Below are 18,829 nucleotides of genomic sequence, written 5' to 3'. Positions count from 1 at the left end.
TGTTGCGACAAGTACCCGTATCAAATGTGTTATTCGGCCTATTTGTTGTGTATCAAGCATTTTTGATAGAACCCGTTGAGTTGGGGCGAGTTCTTTAGGCATTCTTCCCAGGTGATGGGGCTGAGGTCCAGTTTATCGCCGAAAAGTCGTGTGGTCCTGATCCTGTTCCGATCTCTACATTCACCAAACCGTTGGTGTTGGTTGTAGGTGTATGTATTTCAGTGTATATGGATTGGCCGTTGGCTGATGATTGGATAATGCTGATCCGCATACCTATCTGAGTGTTTCGCAATAGTCGCCCTTGCGTATCCCGGATAATGGACTGATAGCTCAACTTTTCGGGAACTTGAGCGTATCCACCCGTTATAAATAACAAAGACAATAGCCCTAAAAATATCTGTCTCATTATTTTACATTTTTTATAATAATTTTAGAGTCACATACCTTTTTCCCACTTGAATAAACAGCCACAATATAGGCTGACTCGGGTAATTTCACGATAGGAACAAACGTCTCGTTTAATATCACGTCTCTAATTTGTACAATTTGACCATTTAGATTTTGTAATCTTAGTTCAACCTTTTTCTCGTTAAAATCACCTATGATATCAAGCTTGAAGACATCGGGAGTAGGGTTTGGATATAGGATTACTGTACACTTATTTTTTGATGATTCCAGAACCTCATAGGGCTGTTGTACGCCTTCGGTAACGCTTACGGTAGGTCCGATAACGAACTGGTATGAGACAAGTCCTACAGTATAGCTTGCCGAACCGCCGGAGCCGGAGGCTTCTCCGCCTCCGCTGGCGGGGTTGGCCGTTTGCGCTTTGGCCAGTACGCCAAGCGTGACGAACAGAAGGGTAAAGAGAATTCGTAGGTATTCCATATACGATCAAGTTTTGGGATGTTTGATATGTATCAGGAATTACTGAATAGGGAGAAATATGGGTATCCCTTAAAAAATCATCAATAGGAGAGGTGACGGTAAGGTGTCCTTTTCCTAATGATAGGATTAATTTACTGGAATAAATAAGAAAATAAACCACTATGGACTAAAAGTCCATAGTTTTGACAGCGACTAAAAGTCGCTTCGTATAAAGCTTATCTTTAGAGAAACCTAAACTCGTTTCATGCTGGGGCCAACCTTTTTAGAAGCTAAAAGCAAGATGCACTGAAGTGCATAGTTTTAACTCCTTCTGTGACCAATAAAAATATGTATAATGTTAAATTACAGATTATTATCATTTATTTTTTTAGATTTTGATCAATGTGTTTTGTCCTTATTCAATCATTTTGTCTTTGATAATGTATTGTTTTCCGAGGTCTGAGTGTGGCTACCCGATAAGGGAGACAGGGTATGCCCATGGCTCTCCTTATTTTAATCTTGTGTCTAGTTCTTTCCGAATTTACGGAAGGCGGCGACAGTTTGGTAGATACCATAGCCAATAAATATTCTGGCGAGGAAATCAATAATGTAGAAGGCGGGCGTGGGATTGTACTGTTCCATAAAGGTAATCTTGTGGGTTGGTAGGGCGAACTGGGCCAAGTGGCGTATAAAATGAGTCAGGGCTTTTTCGTTCGCTTCGCCGGACCAGTCCCAATGGTAGGGCCAATCAATCCCAACGAATAGAAGGCAGTAGAAAGAGAGTATCAGAGCTAATGTGATCCAAGCTGAGCGTATCCAATCTTGTCCGTGTTTGTTACTGAGTCCATTGAGGCAATTAATAAACTTGTCGGGGTTGGACCATTTTTCCTGTTGCAATTCGCCTTCAAAGGCCTTTAACTCCAAGCGACGGAATCTGAGACCTTCGATTCGGTTGTTTTGGCTGTAAAGTGTGTCTTTGATGATTCGGAAGGTCTCTCGCTGGTTTTCGTAGGGAATTACCGATTGCTGTTCTACGGCATTGTCGTAAGCTGTTTTTTCTTTGAGATGCTGGGAAGGGAAAGTGTTTATTTCTGTTTTGAAGAAAGAGAGCTTTCCCGTGATGTTGGCCAAGGCGAGATCCAAGCCCTTGTCGAATAGGGTATGGCGAAATATGGCGTTACCCTCTATTTTGGCGTAGGTGAAGAGGAGGTTTTCTTTGAAACGGGCCCGGGATAAGATAGTGGTCCCTTGTAGGTCGGTTTTGAGGAAGGTTTGCGGACGGTGGAAGGTGGCACCGGAAAAGTCCGCCAGATCTTTGAACGTCGTGTTTTCGAAAGTAGTTTCGCTATAAAAATTGGCGTTTTGGAAGTGGGCTTTGGCTATGTATTCTGTTGATTTATCTGTCGAAAACCCATTCCCGCTCATCGTTTTCTTTTCCACAGTCGAATTGAATATGGCATTATCGAAAACGGCTTCAGACATCTCATTTTGATTGCCAAAAGTCACACCCTGGAAATCAAACTTTCCATTTTCGAATCGTGTGCCCTTGAAGCTGGCACCTGATTCGAATAGGGTATTTTGAAAAGATAAGCCGCTGTGGAAGACGACATCGTCAAGTATAACTTTACACTCAAATAAGCAATCTCTAAAAGACCATTTATTCTTAATTTCGGTACCGACAGGAATATTCATCTCTCCAATGAATCTGGTCTTTGATGTTTTGGTTCCTGAAAAATCAAAAAGTAAACGTTTGATATCAAACCTTGGAAATCGGGAGAAAGAACCTCCTCGTATTTCTATAATAGATTCAGAGTTAGCTTTATCAGGAGTTGCTATTATTACTTCTCCATTAAATTTCGCATCAGACAGGTCTATATGATTCGCAGAGAATTTACCGCTTACCAAGCTTGTGTCGTTTTTGAATATACAGTTAAATTTGCCTATTAGGTGCTCAGTGTTGAATTTTACCTTTTCCTCAAAAACAGACATTCCGAAGTCTATAGGGGTTTCTAAAGTGTTCTGGCCCAGAAAAAAGGCATTCATAGCAATCTCTTTCTTAAAAATGCAATTCCGGAAAGTGATGCTGCGGATACTATAAGAGTACTCCCGCGTAGAACGATCAAATAAGCTTGTTACTTGAATTTCCCGGTTTTCGACATACAGGATTCCTTCGTTCCAACATTCATCAAGTAGCTGTTTGGCGGTGGTTATTGGGGTAGAATGGGTTATTGTGTCCATATTATGTGAATTGGATACAAAGTGTCGTTATCGATAAACGTAATTTAGAAGTTATGCCCTATTAATTCTACTGTGTAGAACAGTAAGTCTTTCCCGTATTTTTTAGAATACCGTTCCGTGTAAAAAGAAGTCGAGCCGACAAGAGTATGCCGGCTCCGGGAGAATAAAGGTTTAAAAATTCTGCAGAACAAAGTCAGATAACTTCTTTTGACGTTGCCCTATTTCGTTTTTGGACCACCGTTTGGCATCGGGAACCATGTCCCGGATTTCTTGTTGTTGGCGGAGGTGGACGTACGTCTCATGTTTTTTCGAAAAGGGAACATTACCTACTTGGCAATTATGGGATTTGGAAACTAGCAGGTAGTTTCCAAGATTATTCAGGTATTCGTTCTTAAACCTTTCGGTATAGCGCCCATAGCCATGCCTGGGTTCTTTGGGTTCTGTTTTGGGTGCTATATGCTCAAGTTCGGGCTTTTGTATATCATCGAAACGTTTTGGGGCGTAACCTTTCCCTTGACTGATCAGATGATTTTCATATTTCCAGAGAATAAATCTGGCAGCAGGAATATGTACGTTCCCTTTAAGGGCGTTTTCGAGCGCCGTGTTGTTCCAATGGCTTAACCAATATTCTTTTGAAACCTTGAGTCGTTCTATTTGATCTAGAATAGGGGTAATGTCAATGTGTTCGTTTGAGAATCCTTGGAATTCATCATTAATTCGTCGAGTGATCTTTCCTCTGGTTCCGATAATGGAATGTCGCAAGGCTAGGTCTTCAAGCGATTTGTATAATTGATCTTTTTTATCTTGAGCCAAGTTGAACAAGCCCGCCTTTATAACAAATGGTATAGCTGTAGCATAATTGCCCAAGGTGATCAGCGAATGGGCAGCAATAGACCTCTTCTCCTCCACAGAAAAGAAATTTTTGAGTCTTCCGAAGGATTGGTGTAGGGCCAGAGTAAAGTTCTCTACAAAAATGAGTGCGGAATCTTTTTTAAGCTCCGCCATGACTTTTCCGACGGGATTGTCTTCCCATAACGAATTCACGTATACCCTGAATGTATAAAGAAGGACATCATCTTCGCTAATGTAACCTTCGATATGGGAAATGGCTTTGTAGATATCTTCGAAACGTTGGCGGATATTTTGAATCTTCGCATCGGAGTCACCGTTGGCACGAAGGCGTACAGCGTACATAAATTGGGCTTTGATCACTTCCAGGTTTGAAGGGCGTTTTCCACGATTGTTCTGGAATATGAACATTTGTATCGCTTCTGTCTCGTTAGCCACAGTGTGGGTAGTGCAGGTGGCTTCCGAAACTATTCGTAAAAGACCGATTAATTGTTCCTTGCTTTTATCTTTAAGCTCGGACCTGAAATAATCGAAAGCTTGAGCTATTCTACGGGCAGATTCGGTCTCGAGGCCGTCGGTATCAAGTCTACTTTTATGAATAACATAGTCCTTGAAGAAAATATTGTCATATTGAACAGTGGAAAAGCATATCGTATCTTTTCGGAGTATATAGTCTTCCGAATTTTCGGTCGAAAAACATTTTATTTCATCTAGCCTTTCAAACAAGGCTGACAGAAAGATGGTGACCGTGGTTAGACGTTGTTGGCCGTCTATGATATAAAATGTATCGCCATTTTTCTCAAACAGGAAATGTCCCAGATAGTAGGTTGTTTGGGACTCTGAGGCTGTATTGTAATGTTCCTCAAGATCTTTGAGGAAAACATCGGTATGGGTGCGTTTCCTTGACTTTACTCCCGGTTGAGGCGTGTCCCAAGAATAGGCTCTTTGGTAATCGGGGACTTTTATTTCGTTGCCCGCTAGCATTTTTCTGATGGTGCTTTTGGCTTCCATAATAAAAAGGGTAAAAGGTTAGGGGTGGGTGGTTATCGGGGGAGTCAGGATAAGATTTATTCCTCAAAATAGTCGGTGTCGATTTTTTGGATGTGATAGGCCTTTACTGCCCACACTCAAAATATGAAGGTAATTGGGGCGATTAAGATAGCTATTGATTTTTTCAAAGTTTTGTCCCTCGTCCAGGTCAAGGATTCGTGTTCTTTAATCATTCGGTAGAAATTAAAAATACTGGCCTTTTCCAAGGTATTCAAAAGTATGGATAGCTTTAAATATCAGTATATTTATAAACATTACAAAGAATGATGGAGTGTTAAAAAGGTGATGGGATATTTTTTGAATGGCGGGCACTCCTATGTGAGTGCCCCTATGTTGATCGAATTTAAACTATCACCGGTTCAGGCATTTCGGTTGGGCCGGATTCGAATTGTTTTAGGGTGGTGCCGTCGGGGCGTTTCCATTCGATTAGGCCGTTTGCGTTGCGGCCCAACAGAACGGCGGCGGCCGTGGAGGGGCTGGTGAATTCGTGGTCTTTGCGGAAGCGGAGGTTGCCGTCTTGGTCCAGGATTACGGTGTTGTCGTCGAGGAGTTTTTGGCGTGTGGCCCGGAATCCGGCGCTCATGGACGGTACGGGGTCTGTGGCCATGAGGCTGTCTTTGTGTACGGCGAAGCCTTTTGGGGTGGGTGTTCCGGTGGCGTCGGCACCACGGGAGTTTTTGACGCGGAAGAGTTCGGATTTTTTTTGTTTGGCCGTTGTCTTCGGGCTTAGGGGTTCGAATACCCTGTGCCCTATGGCGGCGGTGAGGAGCTTGAGGTTTTCGATGAATTCTTCCATCTCGGCCTGTTCGGCTTCGGAGATGGAGGTTTTGGCGGGCACCGTGGCGTTTTCCAGCCGGTGCCGGCCGGCTTTCCGGGCGGTTTGGTGGAGGCGGTGTTCCAGGTACTTGACGTGGGCCTTGTTGAGGTTTTCGTCTTTGCTGATGAAGATTAGTGCTTCGGTCCAGAATTCTTTTTTGTCGAGGTGCTGGCGCAGGCGCTGGATGATGGTTTCGGCTTCGCCGATGTAGACGAGGTCGCGCTGGTCTTCGTCTTTTCCGAAGAGGAAATATACGCCGGGGTTTTGGAGTTCGGGGCGGTCGTAGGATTCTTTGACGAGGATACGGGGGATGCGGAGGGCTTTGCCGGTCCAGTTGGAGAGTTCTCCGGTCATGCGTCCGTCGGCTTCGCCGTCGATTAGGAAGAGTTTTATGGTTTTTGGGAATTTTTTCATGGTTGGGTATTAAGTATGGGGTATCAGGTATTAGGTCGTTGGAATGTTAAAATTGGAGTGGACCTAGGGCAATGCCCTAGGCTAATGAATTTCGGACCTTCGGCCCGTCCGACTAGGAAGCCGGAGGTTTTGTGGTCACCGGGTAGGAACCAGGCGATGGCGGTTGGTTTGTCATTGGAACGGGAGACAGGGCATGGCCTGTCTCTACCATGGGTAACTTATAGCGTTATTGGGTATGATCTATCCTTTGTTGAATTTTCGGAAGGCCGCGATGAATTGGTAGATGCCGTATCCGATGAAGATTCTGGATAGGAAGTCGATTATGTAGAACCAGTGGTTGTAGTTTTTGTCTCGATCTGCGTCTGTGGGAAGTGTTTGTCCTTCATAGATTATGGCGTCGATATCGTCTTTAAGGAATTTGGCTCTGTGAGTTGGGATTGCGAACTGGGCTAGTGGGCGCATGGCGTCACTAATGCTGTTTTTTGTGGCCTCGTAGGAAAAATTTGACCAAGAAGTGGCTGGCTTATATGACCAAGGGTGCTCACTCTTTGCATTTATTTCCAATCCAAAGTAAAGTAGACCCGAAAAAAGACCTATAATAATGGATACAGTAAAAACTAAAGCCCTTACCCAAGATAAGCCGTGTAAATTGGAAAGTCGATTTAACGAATTTATAGATTGATCACCAAATTTGTATCGAAAGTTCTTAAGCTTAAATACAAAATAACCGAAGGTTATTTCTGCCATGTTCGTTATTGAATATTTTCTATAAAATAAACTCCAAATCAATAGCGTAAGATATATAGCACCAAGAGGGACTAAAAATACAACGTATGATGGAGCGTAAATAAATGAAGCGAACAATAATATAGATACATTAAATAATGCTATGGCAACAATTGTATACTTACGTTTAAACCGTATTAATAAGTGTTGAACCCGCTCTATTGCATCTCTACCATACTTCTGAAAATCCATCGGGGGCTTAAGCTTCAACTCTTTTGAATATGCCTCCATTTCCAGTTTATGGAATTTGGTGGCGTCGATTTTATTATTCTGGGTAATCAGTTCATTTTTAATAATTCGATAGGTTTCACGTTGATACCGAGGCCCTATTTTTGATTTCGAAGTAAATTTTGGTTCAAAATTGAAAAAGGAAATATCCCCCTGTATTAAAGCTCTAGAGAAGTCTAATCCGGCACCGAACTTTGTTTCCTCCATGATTAAACGGTCTTCAATCTTGGAGTATAGAAAAGAAACATCTTGCTTGAATTCGGTGAAGGAAAAGACAATTTTTTCTTTGAAATCAGTCTTATTGAATTCCATTTTTGAATGGAAAATAGCTTTCCAGAAGTCTGCTAATTTCTGAAATTTGGTATTTTCGAAATTGGTCTCATTGAATTCGGTTTTCCAGAAAATGGCTTTTCCTTCGAAGGTTGTATTTTCGAAATCAACCTTCTTATTAAAGGTTACTATGCATTCGGAAATACCGTGTTCTTTATCTTTTTCTTGATAGAAGGTTACATTCTGTTTGAATTTACTGTTGGAGAAGTCGGCGGGTTGGTGGAAGGTGGAACCTTGGAGCGCCAAGTTTCCACCGATTTCGGAATTTAGTATTTCGAATTTCCCCAGAAACTCCGTTTTTTCGGTTTTAGGATCTACCGTGACATTTTCATTGAATTCACAGTTGGAGAACGATATTCCTTTCTCGTATTTTAGATCAGGAAACTTAACTGTCTTTTTAAAAATCCAATCTTCAAAAAGGATGCCCTCAGTGATATCTACGTTTTTAACTTCGATGTCTTTATCGAAAAAACATTCCTCAAATGATTGGGGGGTCCGAATGATGCTTTTTGCTATACCACTCAGACTACCAAAGTTGCAAGAAATCAGTTTAATGGTGGGGACAGGTAAATCCAGATCCAATTTTTCATGAAATGAGACTTCTTTTATTAAGAGGCTTTTAGGCTTCTTTACTTCTTTCGGTTTGAATATTATATTCTGATGAAACTCTGTAACTTTTTCATAATCATCTTCACGTTCAGGATTATCACTTTCTCTTATCAATGGAGATAAGTCAAATTTTTCATGGATATCAGTATTGGTGAAAAAAGCCACTAAATGGCACGAAAGCCCTTTGAGACTCACATTCTTGAAAAATGTAGCATTATCGAATTTCAAATAGTTTTGACTGTTCTCCTTATCTTTTGAGAACATACTTTGATCAAATATTACCTGATTATAGAATTCACTGTTTTCGAAGCTAGTGTTACCTATAAAACAGACTCCTTCAAAATTTGACATTGAATAAAATTCAGCCTTCTTAAAAGAAGTGTTTTGTAACACGGTTGTTTGGATGATCGAATCTCCAAATATTAGTTTGGTTTGCTCTTTCTCTTCTTCTATCCCAAATTTTACGGACTCAAATGAAGCTTCTTTTTTAACCTTGATTTCGTGAAAGGAAGTGTCGCCTTGAAACTCGGAATTGTTAAAATCAGCTTTCTTCTCGAATGTTGTCTTGGAGAAGTTAGCTGTCTTACAAAATACAGAGTGTGTAATATTTACTTCCTCTTCGAACTTCACTCTTGATACATCCCACTCTTTCTTAAACTCGCAGTTTTCGAATGAAATCGGTATTTCTATTCTTTTTTCTAATCGTTTGTTTTGAACATGCTCTTCACTAAAAACTGATCCAAGTGGAAATACAAAATCAAATATTCTGCTTGAAAACTTAGCCTCCCGTTGCTCTGATTTTGCACCTTTTAATTCTTGTATAAATTCTTCCTGTGATATTTGGGTCCTTGACTGTGACATGAGACTGAAGGTAAAAGAGTGATTGTGGTAGGTGTAAATCTTCTATTTTAAAAGGCAAGGTCGGAACCTTGCAGTTTGGGTGATCACCGGGTAGGAACCCGGCGACGGTGTTTGTTGGCGTCTGACCATCCTCGTGTGAGACAAGGCATGCCATGCCTCTACGGGACGGGACGGTTTTAGGGGGTGTTGTGGATGAAGGTTTCGAAGAAGGTGTTGAAGGCGTTGATGATTTGTTGGCCTATTTTTTTGCGGAGGAGGATGGAGGGTTGTTTCTGTAGCATGTCGAGGGCTTCGTGTTGCTGGATGGTTTTTGGGGTATGGAGGTATTCTTTGATTTTCTGGACGGTTTTGGGGCGTGACAGGCCTTCTCCGTCGATCATGCGGGTGAGGGCTTCCTGGGTCTCTTTTTCCCAGAAGACGTCGAACTCGTCGGGGATGGTGTCGGTGTCGCGGATTTGGGGGAGGTTCTCTTCGATGAATTTCTCGATGAGCTCGCGTTTGCTTCGGAGGGTGGCTTCGCCTCCAATGAGGTCGAGGATTGCTTTTTTCTTTTCTTCGGATTCGCCTTGGGGCTCGTTCTTGAGTTCAGCCAGGAGGCGGAGTATGTAAGCCACGTTGATCTGATCTCGGTGGATGAGTTCGAGCTCGAAGTCGACGTCATCAAGGACGGACACTTTCTCTTTGGGCTGACGGGCCTTGTCGTAGAGGTCCAGGTACTTGCTCTTATAGTCTTCGAAGGTCTGTTCGTCCATGGCGAGTTGTTCCCATTCGAATTCGGCAAAGGTCCGCATGGTGTTTTTGAGCCTCATGAGCTTGCGGAAAGCCTGGATGAAATCCAGTTCCTCCTTTTCGGAAGGGAGCCGGTCCACGGCGTCTACGGTGGGTGCGATAGACAGGAGCTTGCGGTAGGCCTCTTCGAAATAGTCCAGATAGTTTTCGAAGGGCTCCATGAGGATCTCTTCAACGGCGTCCTTGTTGCTGAAGAGGGTAATGGCCTTGTCGGTGGCTTCCTTGAGGTTTCGGAATACGACGATGTTGCCCTGCGATTTTTTCTCGTTCAAGATCCGGTTTGTCCGGGAATAGGCTTGGATGAGGCCGTGGTGTTTGAGGTTTTTGTCGACGTAGAGCGTGTTGAGTGGTTTGGAGTCGAATCCGGTCAGGAACATGTTAACGACCAGCAGGATGTCTATTTCCCTGTTTTTTACGCGCTTCGAGAGGTCTTTGTAATAGTTCTGGAAAGTCTCCGGATCCTTGGTGCTGTACTTGGTGTTGAAGCGGCTGTTGTAATGGCCTATGAACTCGTCGAGCTTTTCGCGGGAATGCGGCGTTACTTCCTCATTGTCGAAATATCCGTCGGCGTCTTGGTCGGCCTCGTTGGGCTGATAGCTGAAAATGGTCCCTATGGTGAGCTTGTGCAGGCCTTGGTTCTTTTTCTCTTGGAAGAATTCGTAGTATTTGATGAGCGTCTCGACGTTGCTGACGCAAAACATGCCCGTGAAATTCGGTTTTTGGTTTTTTGTTTGGGGCAAGGCTGGAGCCTTGCTGGCAGAAGAGTCACAAGGCTGGAGCCTTGCGACGGCGTTTGAGCCGTATGTTTTGCGGGGGTGGTTAGCGATGATGTAGTCTACGATTTTTTCGAGGCGCTTGGGCGAGTCCATCAGCTCCTTGCGGTCGATATCCTCTACTTCGATATCGAGAAGCGTGGCGCTGGATTTTTTGCGGTATCGTCCGATATATTCGACGGAGAAGCGGAGGACATTTTCGTCGCGGATAGCATCGGTGATGACGTATTTGTGCAGGGCTTCGCCGAAGAGGTCTTTGGTTGTACGCTTGCCGAGCCTGTTTTTGGCGGCATTTTCCGCGAAAATGGGCGTACCGGTAAAACCGAACATCTGGTGTTTGGGGAAGAATTCGCAGATGGTCTTGTGGGTGTCGCCGAACTGGGAGCGGTGGCATTCGTCGAAGATGAAGACGACAGATTGGGAGGCCCTGGCCTCCATGCGGTTTTTGTATCGGCGGGTGACGGCGTTGTTGAGCTTTTGCAGGGTGGTGACGATGAGTTTGGTGTCGTCGCCGAATTTGTCGACGAGATCCCTTGTGCGCTCATTGGCCTCTACGCAACCGGGGGAGAAGGCGTCGAACTCCCTGATGGTCTGGTAGTCGAGGTCGCGACGGTCGACGACGAAGACCACTTTGTCGACCTCGGGCATGTCGCGGATTATCTGGCTAGCCTTGAAGGAGGTGAGGGTCTTGCCCGAACCGGTGGTGTGCCAGATATATCCGTTTTTATTACTGTTCTTGACTTTGTCGACGATGGCCTCCACCGCGTAATATTGATAGGGGCGGAGCACCATGAGAATCTTGTCGGTCTGGTTGAGGACGATGTATTTGCATACCATCTTGGCCAGGTGGCAAGGTTCGAGGAAGGCTGGAGTGAAGTCGTCGAGAAGTTCTTTTTTGGGTTGGTTTTCCTTGTCGGACCAGAAGAAAGTCTGCTTGAAAGACTGCTTGCGGTTGTTGGCGTAGTACTTGGTGTTGACGCCGTTTGAGATGACGAATATCTGGATATACTGGAACAGGCCCATTCCCGCTCCGTAGGAGTGTTTTTGGTAACGGCCGGTCTGGTTGAAAGCCTCCTTGAGCTCTAGGCCCCGGCGCTTGAGTTCGATCTGGACGAGGGGAAGCCCGTTGATGAGCAGGGTGACGTCGTAGCGGTTTTTGTATTTGCCTTCCATGGTCACCTGCTGGACGACCTGAAAGCGGTTACGGCACCAATGGTCGGTATCGAGGAAATGGTAGTAGGCCGTGGTGCCGTCGTCGCGAACGTATTCCTGCTTGGTGCGGAGGGCTTTCGACTTTTCGAATACGGAGGAGCCTTTGGCGAGGGTGTTCTGGATTTGCGCAAATTCGGTGTCGGAGAAGCTTGTCTTGTTGTGGGCTTCGAGTTGCGTTCTCAGGTTTTGGATCAGGGCGCGTTCGTCGGGGAGGTTGGCGGGCTTGTAGCCCATTTCGACAAGCTTTTGGATTAGCTTGTTTTCGAGCACGGCTTCGGATTGGTAGCCTGATTTTTTGTTTTCCGTCATGACGGGCGTATCCGGGGGCAAGGTCTGCATTTCCTTGGTTTTGAGGTCTGAAAAAATCGGTCACCGGTTAAAAATCGGGCGAATGGCGATATCCTTGGCGCGGTCCGGGTAGGAACCCGGAGGTGATGTCCGTTACCGGGTAAGAACCCGGCGACGGCGGTAAGTAACGCCGAAAATAACGGATGAAAACACAAGGCCCCTAAAACTAAGGGCGGGTGTCGGGCTGATTAAGCCCTGTTATCCTGTCGCCGTAAGATCGTCACGCGCCGAAATGGTAAATAGCGCGACCGAAAAATATGACCTAAAGATAAGGGGTATGATATAAATAGGAAAGAATGAAGGGGAATGTATTTTAAGGTCTTTGTTTATTTGATTATTAAGTGTTTTTAAATCAAAAAATATAGATTTAAAGGTGTTGTGGGGATGGGACGTGGACCTAGGGCGATGCCCCAGGCTGGTGAATGTAAGCCTTTCAGGCTATTTTGGGGAACGGGCGCGCGCGCAGGTGCGCCCCTACGTGACTATTGGGGAGGCTGGTGTTTTAAGGGGTATCGGTGTCCGCGGTTTGGAAATGTTGGGCGGTGGTACCGGGTAGGGCTTGGATTAGGGCTTGTTGGACTTCGGGAAAGTCTTGGAAAGCGCGCATCCAGACGGACCAGAAGCCGTCGGCTTCGACGATAGTGACCAGAAAAGAAATAAAATGGGGACGGACTTCGGAGGGCATCTGTTCATAAGCGATCCGTTTCTCTTCGGACTCCATCAGGGACTTAATACGCTGTTCCTGCCTACGATCGGAGGCTTCTTCCCAATCGGAAGTCCCTTCTTCCGGTTGTGTCTTGTCCAGCCCGGTAAGCCTGATCATCTTTTCAGCTTTCAGCCTGTCTTGGGGGTTTAGGCCCTCTTTGGGTATGACTCGTCCTTCGGCGTCGCAGTCGTAATAGCGAAAAGAGTTTTCGCTGTCGGGCCAAGGGTAGTTGGCCATGGTGGGTACGGTATCCCCTTTGGTGGAATTGCAGTTGACGCATCCGAGCAAGAAGTTGTCCCATTCGAGTTCGAGAGCCGGCACCGGCGTTTTGGGCTGGACGTGTTCCACGGCCAAGTTCGAGGCAAGGCGTCTTTCGCAATAGGAACAATAGCTGCCAATGCGATCGATCAGATAACGGAAAGCGCGCTTGTATTTTTCGAATTGCCTCGGGTTTCCTTCGTTGTCGAGGGGGCGTGGGCCCCTGTTTACCGGTCTCATGCTTTTCCGAATTTGATGAGGCGTTCGATTTCCAGTTTGGCCCGGAATACGGGGTCCGTGGTCCTTTCTATCAGGAGGTCTATCTGCGCCCTGTTTTCGGGACTGTCCTCCCCTTCGAGAAGTTTGAAGAAATCATAACTGACCTGTCGTTTTTCCTCGAATTCGGCGCTGTGGGCGCTTTCGACCCCCATGAAAAGAGCGTTGTCCTCCAGCGTCCGGGAGTCGGGATCGTCATCTATACGGTTGTCGTCGAGGTTGATTAGCTCATCGGCTTTCAGTGACTGGACTATGAAAGGCGAATGGGTTGTGAGCAGAAACTGTATGTTCGGGAAGGCGGTTTGGAGGCGATCGACGACCACGCGTTGCCATTTGGGATGCAGGTGCATGTCAATCTCGTCGACGAGGACGACTCCTTTGGTTGCGGTTACCGCTTCGGCCCCGAGATGGGGATTGAGGCGTATGGCCCTGTAGGCGATGTCGGCGCAGAGGCGGACCATGCTTTTGTATCCGGCGCTGAGGCTTTCGAACTCTTTCCACTCGTCGCCAGCCTTTCCGACGATATCCTTCCTTTTGAAATTGTAATGGATATTTTCCCAATCGGGAAGCGTAGCCCCCAAGACAGCCACGAAGGCTTGGTAGAGCAAGAGGTCCTGGCTTTGGGTTTCGTCCTGCAGATCCTGCAGTCGGGCGGTTTCTGCGTCGCGGAACCAGGCCATGAACCTTTCTTTCATCGCGCGTGGGTCGAGGGCGTCGCGATAGCCTTCGAGACGAGAGCCACCGTCGTTTTTTTTGTTTCCGCTTTTTCTGCTTTTCTTCTCTTCGGAAAGCCTTTCGGTGCCGTAGTATGCGATCAGGGGGAGGTCAGCGCGGTCGCCGTCGCGTACGGCTTGCGTAAGCTCCCGGGCCTTACGAACCAGCTCCCGGGCCGAGGCGTAGGTGGTGGAATTTCCCGAAGCCCTGTTGGTGTCGCGGTGCCAGGCGAGGGTTTCGCCGTCAATCTCGTGTTCTATCTCCAGGCTCAGCGGCAGTTGCGTCTCAAGGCTGTTCCGGTCTACCATCAGGCGCCTTTTGTCCCTGTTTTTGAGGGCGTATGTAGGAATGCCGTCCACGCCGATGAAGAATGTGCCGAGCATGAAGGCGGCTGCGTCGAGGACGGAGGATTTACCGGTTCCGTTGTCTCCGATCAGGACGTTTACGCTGGGATGGAAGTCGAAGGAACGTTGGTCGAAGCCTTTGAAGTTCCGCAGGGACAGGCGGTTTATTTTCATGGGTTGGGTGCCTTGTGTTTTAAGGTGACTCGCAAGGTTTATTTGCGTAAGCGTTGAAGATAGATAAATTGTTTTTGGGAGGCAAGGCGGGGGCCCCACCTAGAGGAACGGGCGCACACGCAGGAGGCCCCTACGATGATATTCATCCGATATCGTCATGATTATACAGGGCGTGTTAGACAGGGCATGCCCTGTCTCTACTCTTTTTTCTCGTCTTTATTCTTGAACCAATGCTCTACCCACAAGAAAATGGGGATTAGCATGGCTAATAGGACAACCGAAAAGGTGCGGTCAATCGTAAATTCGAAATCCGGTTTGCCAATTTCGGCCAAAATCAACGCGGCGACGCCCATGGTAACGGGTTGTATGGCTTCATCCGGGCCGGGGGTAAAGAGCATATATGCCAGTTCGATGCCGGTGGCCGTGGCTAGTCCAATCGCTACCGTGGTTAACATCGGTTGCTTTATAAGATCCTCTAATTCCGAGTTATCTGTAACTAATTTTACAATCCAAGATTCATTGAAAAGATAAAATGTCTGTGAAGTATATTCAAAGACACCCATCTTATAAAAAAGCTCGGCAAATATCAAAAATACGATTGCGAAGCCGACCAACATTTGCAGAAACACTTTTATAGCTTCAGCATATGGTTGAAAGCGGTATAATGGTGTAACATTGTTTTCGGATATTTTTTGATATTCTATCAGTGTCTTTAGATATTTTTTTTCCAGAGACTCATCAATACATTGGTGAGTATTCCTTAAGCTTCTAAATTCACTTAGCTTATCTCCTATTTTGACACGTACCTCTTTGACTGGCCTTCTCTCTCGTCTCAGAAAAGAGAAATAATAAACAGAACGCATAAGAAAGATAAAAAAGGCGATAATGATGATCCCCGAGACAACATTTGTAATAGCAATAATTGTATCCTGCATTTTTATAGAAAAAAGATTATTCCGTCATATAAGCCTATTTTTCTCAACGAATTTATACCAACATTTGCTGGAGGAGGCCCTGTTTGAAGGCTTTGGCCTGCCGGATCTGGTTTTCGAGGTTTTGTATTTTGTCGTCGAGGGCCGTGAGGTAGGTGGCTATTTTGGTGGCTTCCTGAGATATTGGAAGACTCAATACCATTTTACACAAATTCTTGAAGTACAAACGGGTTCTTGTCCCTCCTTGCTTTTGCGTTAATGCAAAACGTTTGAAATCTGAGCCGTTGTTCAATATTTCATAAAGGAATCTTGCGCTATAGTCTTTCGTTGTGAAAACAGGGTATTCTTTGCTTATCGCACCCCTTTCACAATATTCATTAATGTTAAACTTAAAAGTGGCATCATCACTCATATGCCGATAAGTAAAAAATCCTTTCGGGACCACTCCATATTCTCCCTCATTTTGTAATTCTCTATTGGCAAAATAATCCTTTTGTGGATAAAGGCCATTTCTGGAGGATGTTAGAATTGGCAAATTGGTATTCGCATCAACCCTTTCCTTATATTCAATTAGGATATCCCCCAATCTTTTCTCCTCCCACTCCGGGAAATCGTTTCCTTGGTCGTCTTTGAAGCGGATTTGTTGGGAGAAGAGTTTCTGCATCATGCCTTTTTTGAATTCTTGGCTGAGGCGTTTTTTCTCTTGGACTTGGGCGATTTTTTTGTCGACGGAGGTTAGGAAGGTGGCTATTTTGGTGGCTTCGGATCTCGTTGGAACAACAAGCTTAAAACGAAGTAATTTTTGTACGGATAAACCTGGTTGAGCAGAGGACTCTGATAGTCTATTAAGATTGAAATAATCCAAACGTTGTGCTAACCATTCAGTGTCGGAAAAATCATTTGATCTACATGCTATCGCATGTTCAGAGACAAATGCCTTGCCCGAGAATCGATTAATATTTCCACAAAGTGCACCTTGTCGCCCTATTAAAAAATATTCCCCATCATGAGAGAATATATCCGTATAGCCTCTAAGTCCATTTCCTCCGTACACAGGGTAATTACCAGAATCGTTGATTTTCGAGGCTTTTATATTTTTGCCACTTTTAAATTCAATAAATAAATCTTCTAACCTTCTCTCAACCCACTCATCTTGAAACTCCGGAAACCTCAGCGCAGGCACGTTTCTCTTTTCTGTCTTGCTCATGATCGGAAGGGGTTTTCGATTCCCAATTCTTGGCAGAAGGCGTCGATTTGGCCGTCGGTTTGGGACATGTCGTTTTCGAGGTTGCGGAGCTGTTCGGTTACGGCCTGCAGGTCCACGGGTTCCTCTTCCTCGAAGGTGTCGACGTAGCGGGGAATGTTGAGGTTGTAGTCGTTCTCTTCGATTTCCTCCAGCGTGGCGGCGTGGCTGTATTTGTCTTCCGGGGCGCGGGAAGCGTAGGTATCCACCATGCGTTGGATGTCCTCGGCGCGGAGGTAGTTCTGCGTCTTTTTCTTTTCGAAGTGTTGGCTGGCGTCGATGAATATGACGTTGTCGCCGGCCTCGCGGCATTTTTTGAAAACGAGTATGCAGGTGGGGATGGAGGTGCCGTAGAAAATGTTCGCGGGCAGTCCTATCACGGCGTCGAGGTAATTGCGGTCCTCGATGAGGTAACGGCGGATATGCCCTTCGGCCGCGCCGCGAAAGAGCACGCCGTGGGGGAGTACGATGGCCATGGTTCCGTCCTCGTCGAGGTGGTGGATCATGTGCTGCACGAAGGCGAAGTCGGCCTTGGATTTGGGAGCGAGCTTGCCGTAGGCGCTGAAGCGGTCATCGTTGGCGAATAGGGGATTGGCGGACCAGTTGGCCGAGAAGGGCGGGTTGGCCACGATGGCCTCGAAGCGCTCGTCGATATGCTGCGGGCGTTCGAGGGTGTCTTCCTGCCGTATGTCGAAGTCGCGGTAGTGGACGTCGTGCAGGATCATGTTCATGCGCGCCAGGTTGTAGGTGGTTCGGTTGAGTTCCTGGCCGGTGAAGGAGCCTACGTTCCTGATTATCTCGCCGGTTTCGGGATCGGTCCTTTCAAGCTGTTTGGACACGCGCAGGAGGAGGGATCCGGAGCCGCAGGTGGGGTCGTATACCGAACGGAGGCGGGTCTTGCCCGTCGTGACGAGCTTGGCGAGCACGGTGCTGACTTCTTGGGGGGTATAAAATTCGCCCGCTTTTTTGCCGGCGCCGCTGGCGAACTCCCCGATAAGGTATTCGTAGGCGTCGCCGAGGACGTCGATCTCGCTGTCGTGGAGCTTGAAGTCGATGCGGTCGAGGTGGAAGAGCACTTTGGCGATGAGCTTGTTGCGGTCGTCGGGCGTGCGTCCGAGCTTGGTGCTGGAGAGGTCCATGTCTTCGAAGAGGTGGTCGAAATCGTCTTCGGACTCGGTGCCCATGGTGGAGCGCTGTATGTTGTCGAGGATGCGGGCGAGGTCGTCGAGGATGAAGTTGGGGTGTTCCTCGTCCTTGCCGTTTCCGCGTTCGGCTATCTGCGCGAAGAGCTCTTCGGGTCGGAGGAAGTATCCGAGCTTGTCGACGGTGGCTTCCCTGATGGCTTCGTAATAGTCTTCGGCCTCGGGCATTCCGGGTATGTCGAGGAATTTCACGCCGTCGGGCTGCAGAATGCGGTCGGCGTAGATCTCCATTTTTTCGGAGAGGTATTTATAGAATATGAATCCGAGGATGTAGTCGCGGAATTCGTCGGCGTTCATGTTGCCGCGCAGGGTATTGGCTATCTTCCAGAGCTTCGTCTTGAGCTGGTTCTTTTGGTCTTCAGACATTTGCTTACTTAGTACTTAGTAAAGAGTAAAGCGTAAAGAGTACTGGGTCTTTACTTTGGGTTGTCCGGAGAGGGTGGACAAGCTTTTTCCGTATGGTGTCGGTTGTCGTTTTAATGGAAAAATCGGCGTTCCGGCGTGGGGATGTCCGTTTTTTCTAAAAATCTCCGGGCTGGGCGAATTTAGGAAAGATATGGTTTTGGTCCATGGAGGTTTCTGTTTTTGTTGGGTTGCGGCCAGTCAGGTGTTACCATATAAGTTAGTACAAAGTAAATAGTAAAGCGTAAAGAGACTGCTCGAAGACAATATAAAACCAAATAAACCAAAAGGTTACCCCTTCAAACATTCCTCTCCCGAAACATAACCTATTTTACTGGATGTACTTATGTGGAGAGACAGGGCATGCCCGCGTTTGTACGTTGATTATCCGTAGGGAAGCAGAGACTATC

12 protein-coding genes are annotated in these 18,829 nt (G+C 46.3%); all 12 read right to left on the bottom strand.

Translation table 11 applies throughout. The features are described from left to right. Window positions 1-94: 94 nt before the first annotated feature. Window positions 95-406, bottom strand: a complete 312-nt coding sequence (locus tag AABK39_RS26950) for a hypothetical protein (protein ID WP_338396220.1) — start codon at window positions 404-406, stop codon at window positions 95-97. After that, window positions 406-885: a T9SS type A sorting domain-containing protein gene (locus AABK39_RS26945; protein WP_338396219.1), complete on the bottom strand. Its 480-nt coding sequence runs from the start codon at window positions 883-885 to the stop codon at window positions 406-408. Before AABK39_RS26945 ends, AABK39_RS26950 begins: the two co-directional genes overlap by 1 nt. A gap of 504 nt (window positions 886-1,389) precedes the next feature. Further along, window positions 1,390-2,346, bottom strand: a complete 957-nt coding sequence (locus tag AABK39_RS26940; protein WP_338396218.1) for a pentapeptide repeat-containing protein — start codon at window positions 2,344-2,346, stop codon at window positions 1,390-1,392. A 927-nt stretch (window positions 2,347-3,273) separates the two neighbouring features. Continuing rightward, a complete protein-coding gene (locus AABK39_RS26935) occupies window positions 3,274-4,962 on the bottom strand; it encodes a DUF262 domain-containing protein (protein ID WP_338396217.1) in 1,689 nt (562 codons plus the stop codon). Window positions 4,963-5,344: 382 nt separating this feature from the next. Next, window positions 5,345-6,232 (bottom strand): GIY-YIG nuclease family protein, encoded by an 888-nt coding sequence (locus tag AABK39_RS26930; protein ID WP_338396216.1) that lies wholly within the window; start codon window positions 6,230-6,232, stop codon window positions 5,345-5,347. Between the two features lie 240 nt (window positions 6,233-6,472). Continuing rightward, entirely contained in the window at window positions 6,473-9,046 is a 2,574-nt protein-coding gene (locus AABK39_RS26925; protein ID WP_338396215.1) for a pentapeptide repeat-containing protein, read from the bottom strand. 176 nt (window positions 9,047-9,222) lie between these two features. Continuing rightward, on the bottom strand, window positions 9,223-12,159 hold the full coding sequence (locus AABK39_RS26920; protein WP_338396214.1) for a type I restriction endonuclease subunit R: 2,937 nt from the start codon (window positions 12,157-12,159) through the stop codon (window positions 9,223-9,225). Window positions 12,160-12,670: 511 nt separating this feature from the next. Continuing rightward, window positions 12,671-13,372 carry an HNH endonuclease gene (locus tag AABK39_RS26915; protein ID WP_338396213.1) on the bottom strand — a complete coding sequence of 234 codons (702 nt, stop codon included), beginning with the start codon at window positions 13,370-13,372 and terminating at the stop codon, window positions 12,671-12,673. Next, window positions 13,369-14,640 (bottom strand): AAA family ATPase, encoded by a 1,272-nt coding sequence (locus tag AABK39_RS26910; protein ID WP_338396212.1) that lies wholly within the window; start codon window positions 14,638-14,640, stop codon window positions 13,369-13,371. Before AABK39_RS26910 ends, AABK39_RS26915 begins: the two co-directional genes overlap by 4 nt. 197 nt (window positions 14,641-14,837) lie before the next feature. After that, window positions 14,838-15,575 carry a hypothetical protein gene (locus AABK39_RS26905; protein ID WP_338396211.1) on the bottom strand — a complete coding sequence of 246 codons (738 nt, stop codon included), beginning with the start codon at window positions 15,573-15,575 and terminating at the stop codon, window positions 14,838-14,840. A 52-nt stretch (window positions 15,576-15,627) separates the two neighbouring features. Beyond that, window positions 15,628-16,779: a restriction endonuclease subunit S gene (locus tag AABK39_RS26900; RefSeq protein WP_338396210.1), complete on the bottom strand. Its 1,152-nt coding sequence runs from the start codon at window positions 16,777-16,779 to the stop codon at window positions 15,628-15,630. Beyond that, window positions 16,776-18,383: a type I restriction-modification system subunit M gene (locus AABK39_RS26895; protein WP_338396247.1), complete on the bottom strand. Its 1,608-nt coding sequence runs from the start codon at window positions 18,381-18,383 to the stop codon at window positions 16,776-16,778. Before AABK39_RS26895 ends, AABK39_RS26900 begins: the two co-directional genes overlap by 4 nt. Window positions 18,384-18,829 lie beyond the last annotated feature (446 nt).

This window comes from Fulvitalea axinellae, assembly GCF_036492835.1.
GTDB lineage: Bacteria > Bacteroidota > Bacteroidia > Cytophagales > Cyclobacteriaceae > Fulvitalea > Fulvitalea axinellae.
Note: the sequence above shows the minus strand (reverse complement) of the source record. Positions and strands in the feature narration are given on the sequence as shown.

Coding starts and splice junctions, on each gene's coding strand:
- AABK39_RS26950 (WP_338396220.1), bottom strand. CDS start 406: ATGAGACAGATATTTTTAGGGCTATTGTCTTTGTTATTTATAACGGGT.
- AABK39_RS26945 (WP_338396219.1), bottom strand. CDS start 885: ATGGAATACCTACGAATTCTCTTTACCCTTCTGTTCGTCACGCTTGGC.
- AABK39_RS26940 (WP_338396218.1), bottom strand. CDS start 2,346: ATGTCTGAAGCCGTTTTCGATAATGCCATATTCAATTCGACTGTGGAA.
- AABK39_RS26935 (WP_338396217.1), bottom strand. CDS start 4,962: ATGGAAGCCAAAAGCACCATCAGAAAAATGCTAGCGGGCAACGAAATA.
- AABK39_RS26930 (WP_338396216.1), bottom strand. CDS start 6,232: ATGAAAAAATTCCCAAAAACCATAAAACTCTTCCTAATCGACGGCGAA.
- AABK39_RS26925 (WP_338396215.1), bottom strand. CDS start 9,046: ATGTCACAGTCAAGGACCCAAATATCACAGGAAGAATTTATACAAGAA.
- AABK39_RS26920 (WP_338396214.1), bottom strand. CDS start 12,159: ATGCAGACCTTGCCCCCGGATACGCCCGTCATGACGGAAAACAAAAAA.
- AABK39_RS26915 (WP_338396213.1), bottom strand. CDS start 13,372: ATGAGACCGGTAAACAGGGGCCCACGCCCCCTCGACAACGAAGGAAAC.
- AABK39_RS26910 (WP_338396212.1), bottom strand. CDS start 14,640: ATGAAAATAAACCGCCTGTCCCTGCGGAACTTCAAAGGCTTCGACCAA.
- AABK39_RS26905 (WP_338396211.1), bottom strand. CDS start 15,575: ATGCAGGATACAATTATTGCTATTACAAATGTTGTCTCGGGGATCATC.
- AABK39_RS26900 (WP_338396210.1), bottom strand. CDS start 16,779: ATGAGCAAGACAGAAAAGAGAAACGTGCCTGCGCTGAGGTTTCCGGAG.
- AABK39_RS26895 (WP_338396247.1), bottom strand. CDS start 18,383: ATGTCTGAAGACCAAAAGAACCAGCTCAAGACGAAGCTCTGGAAGATA.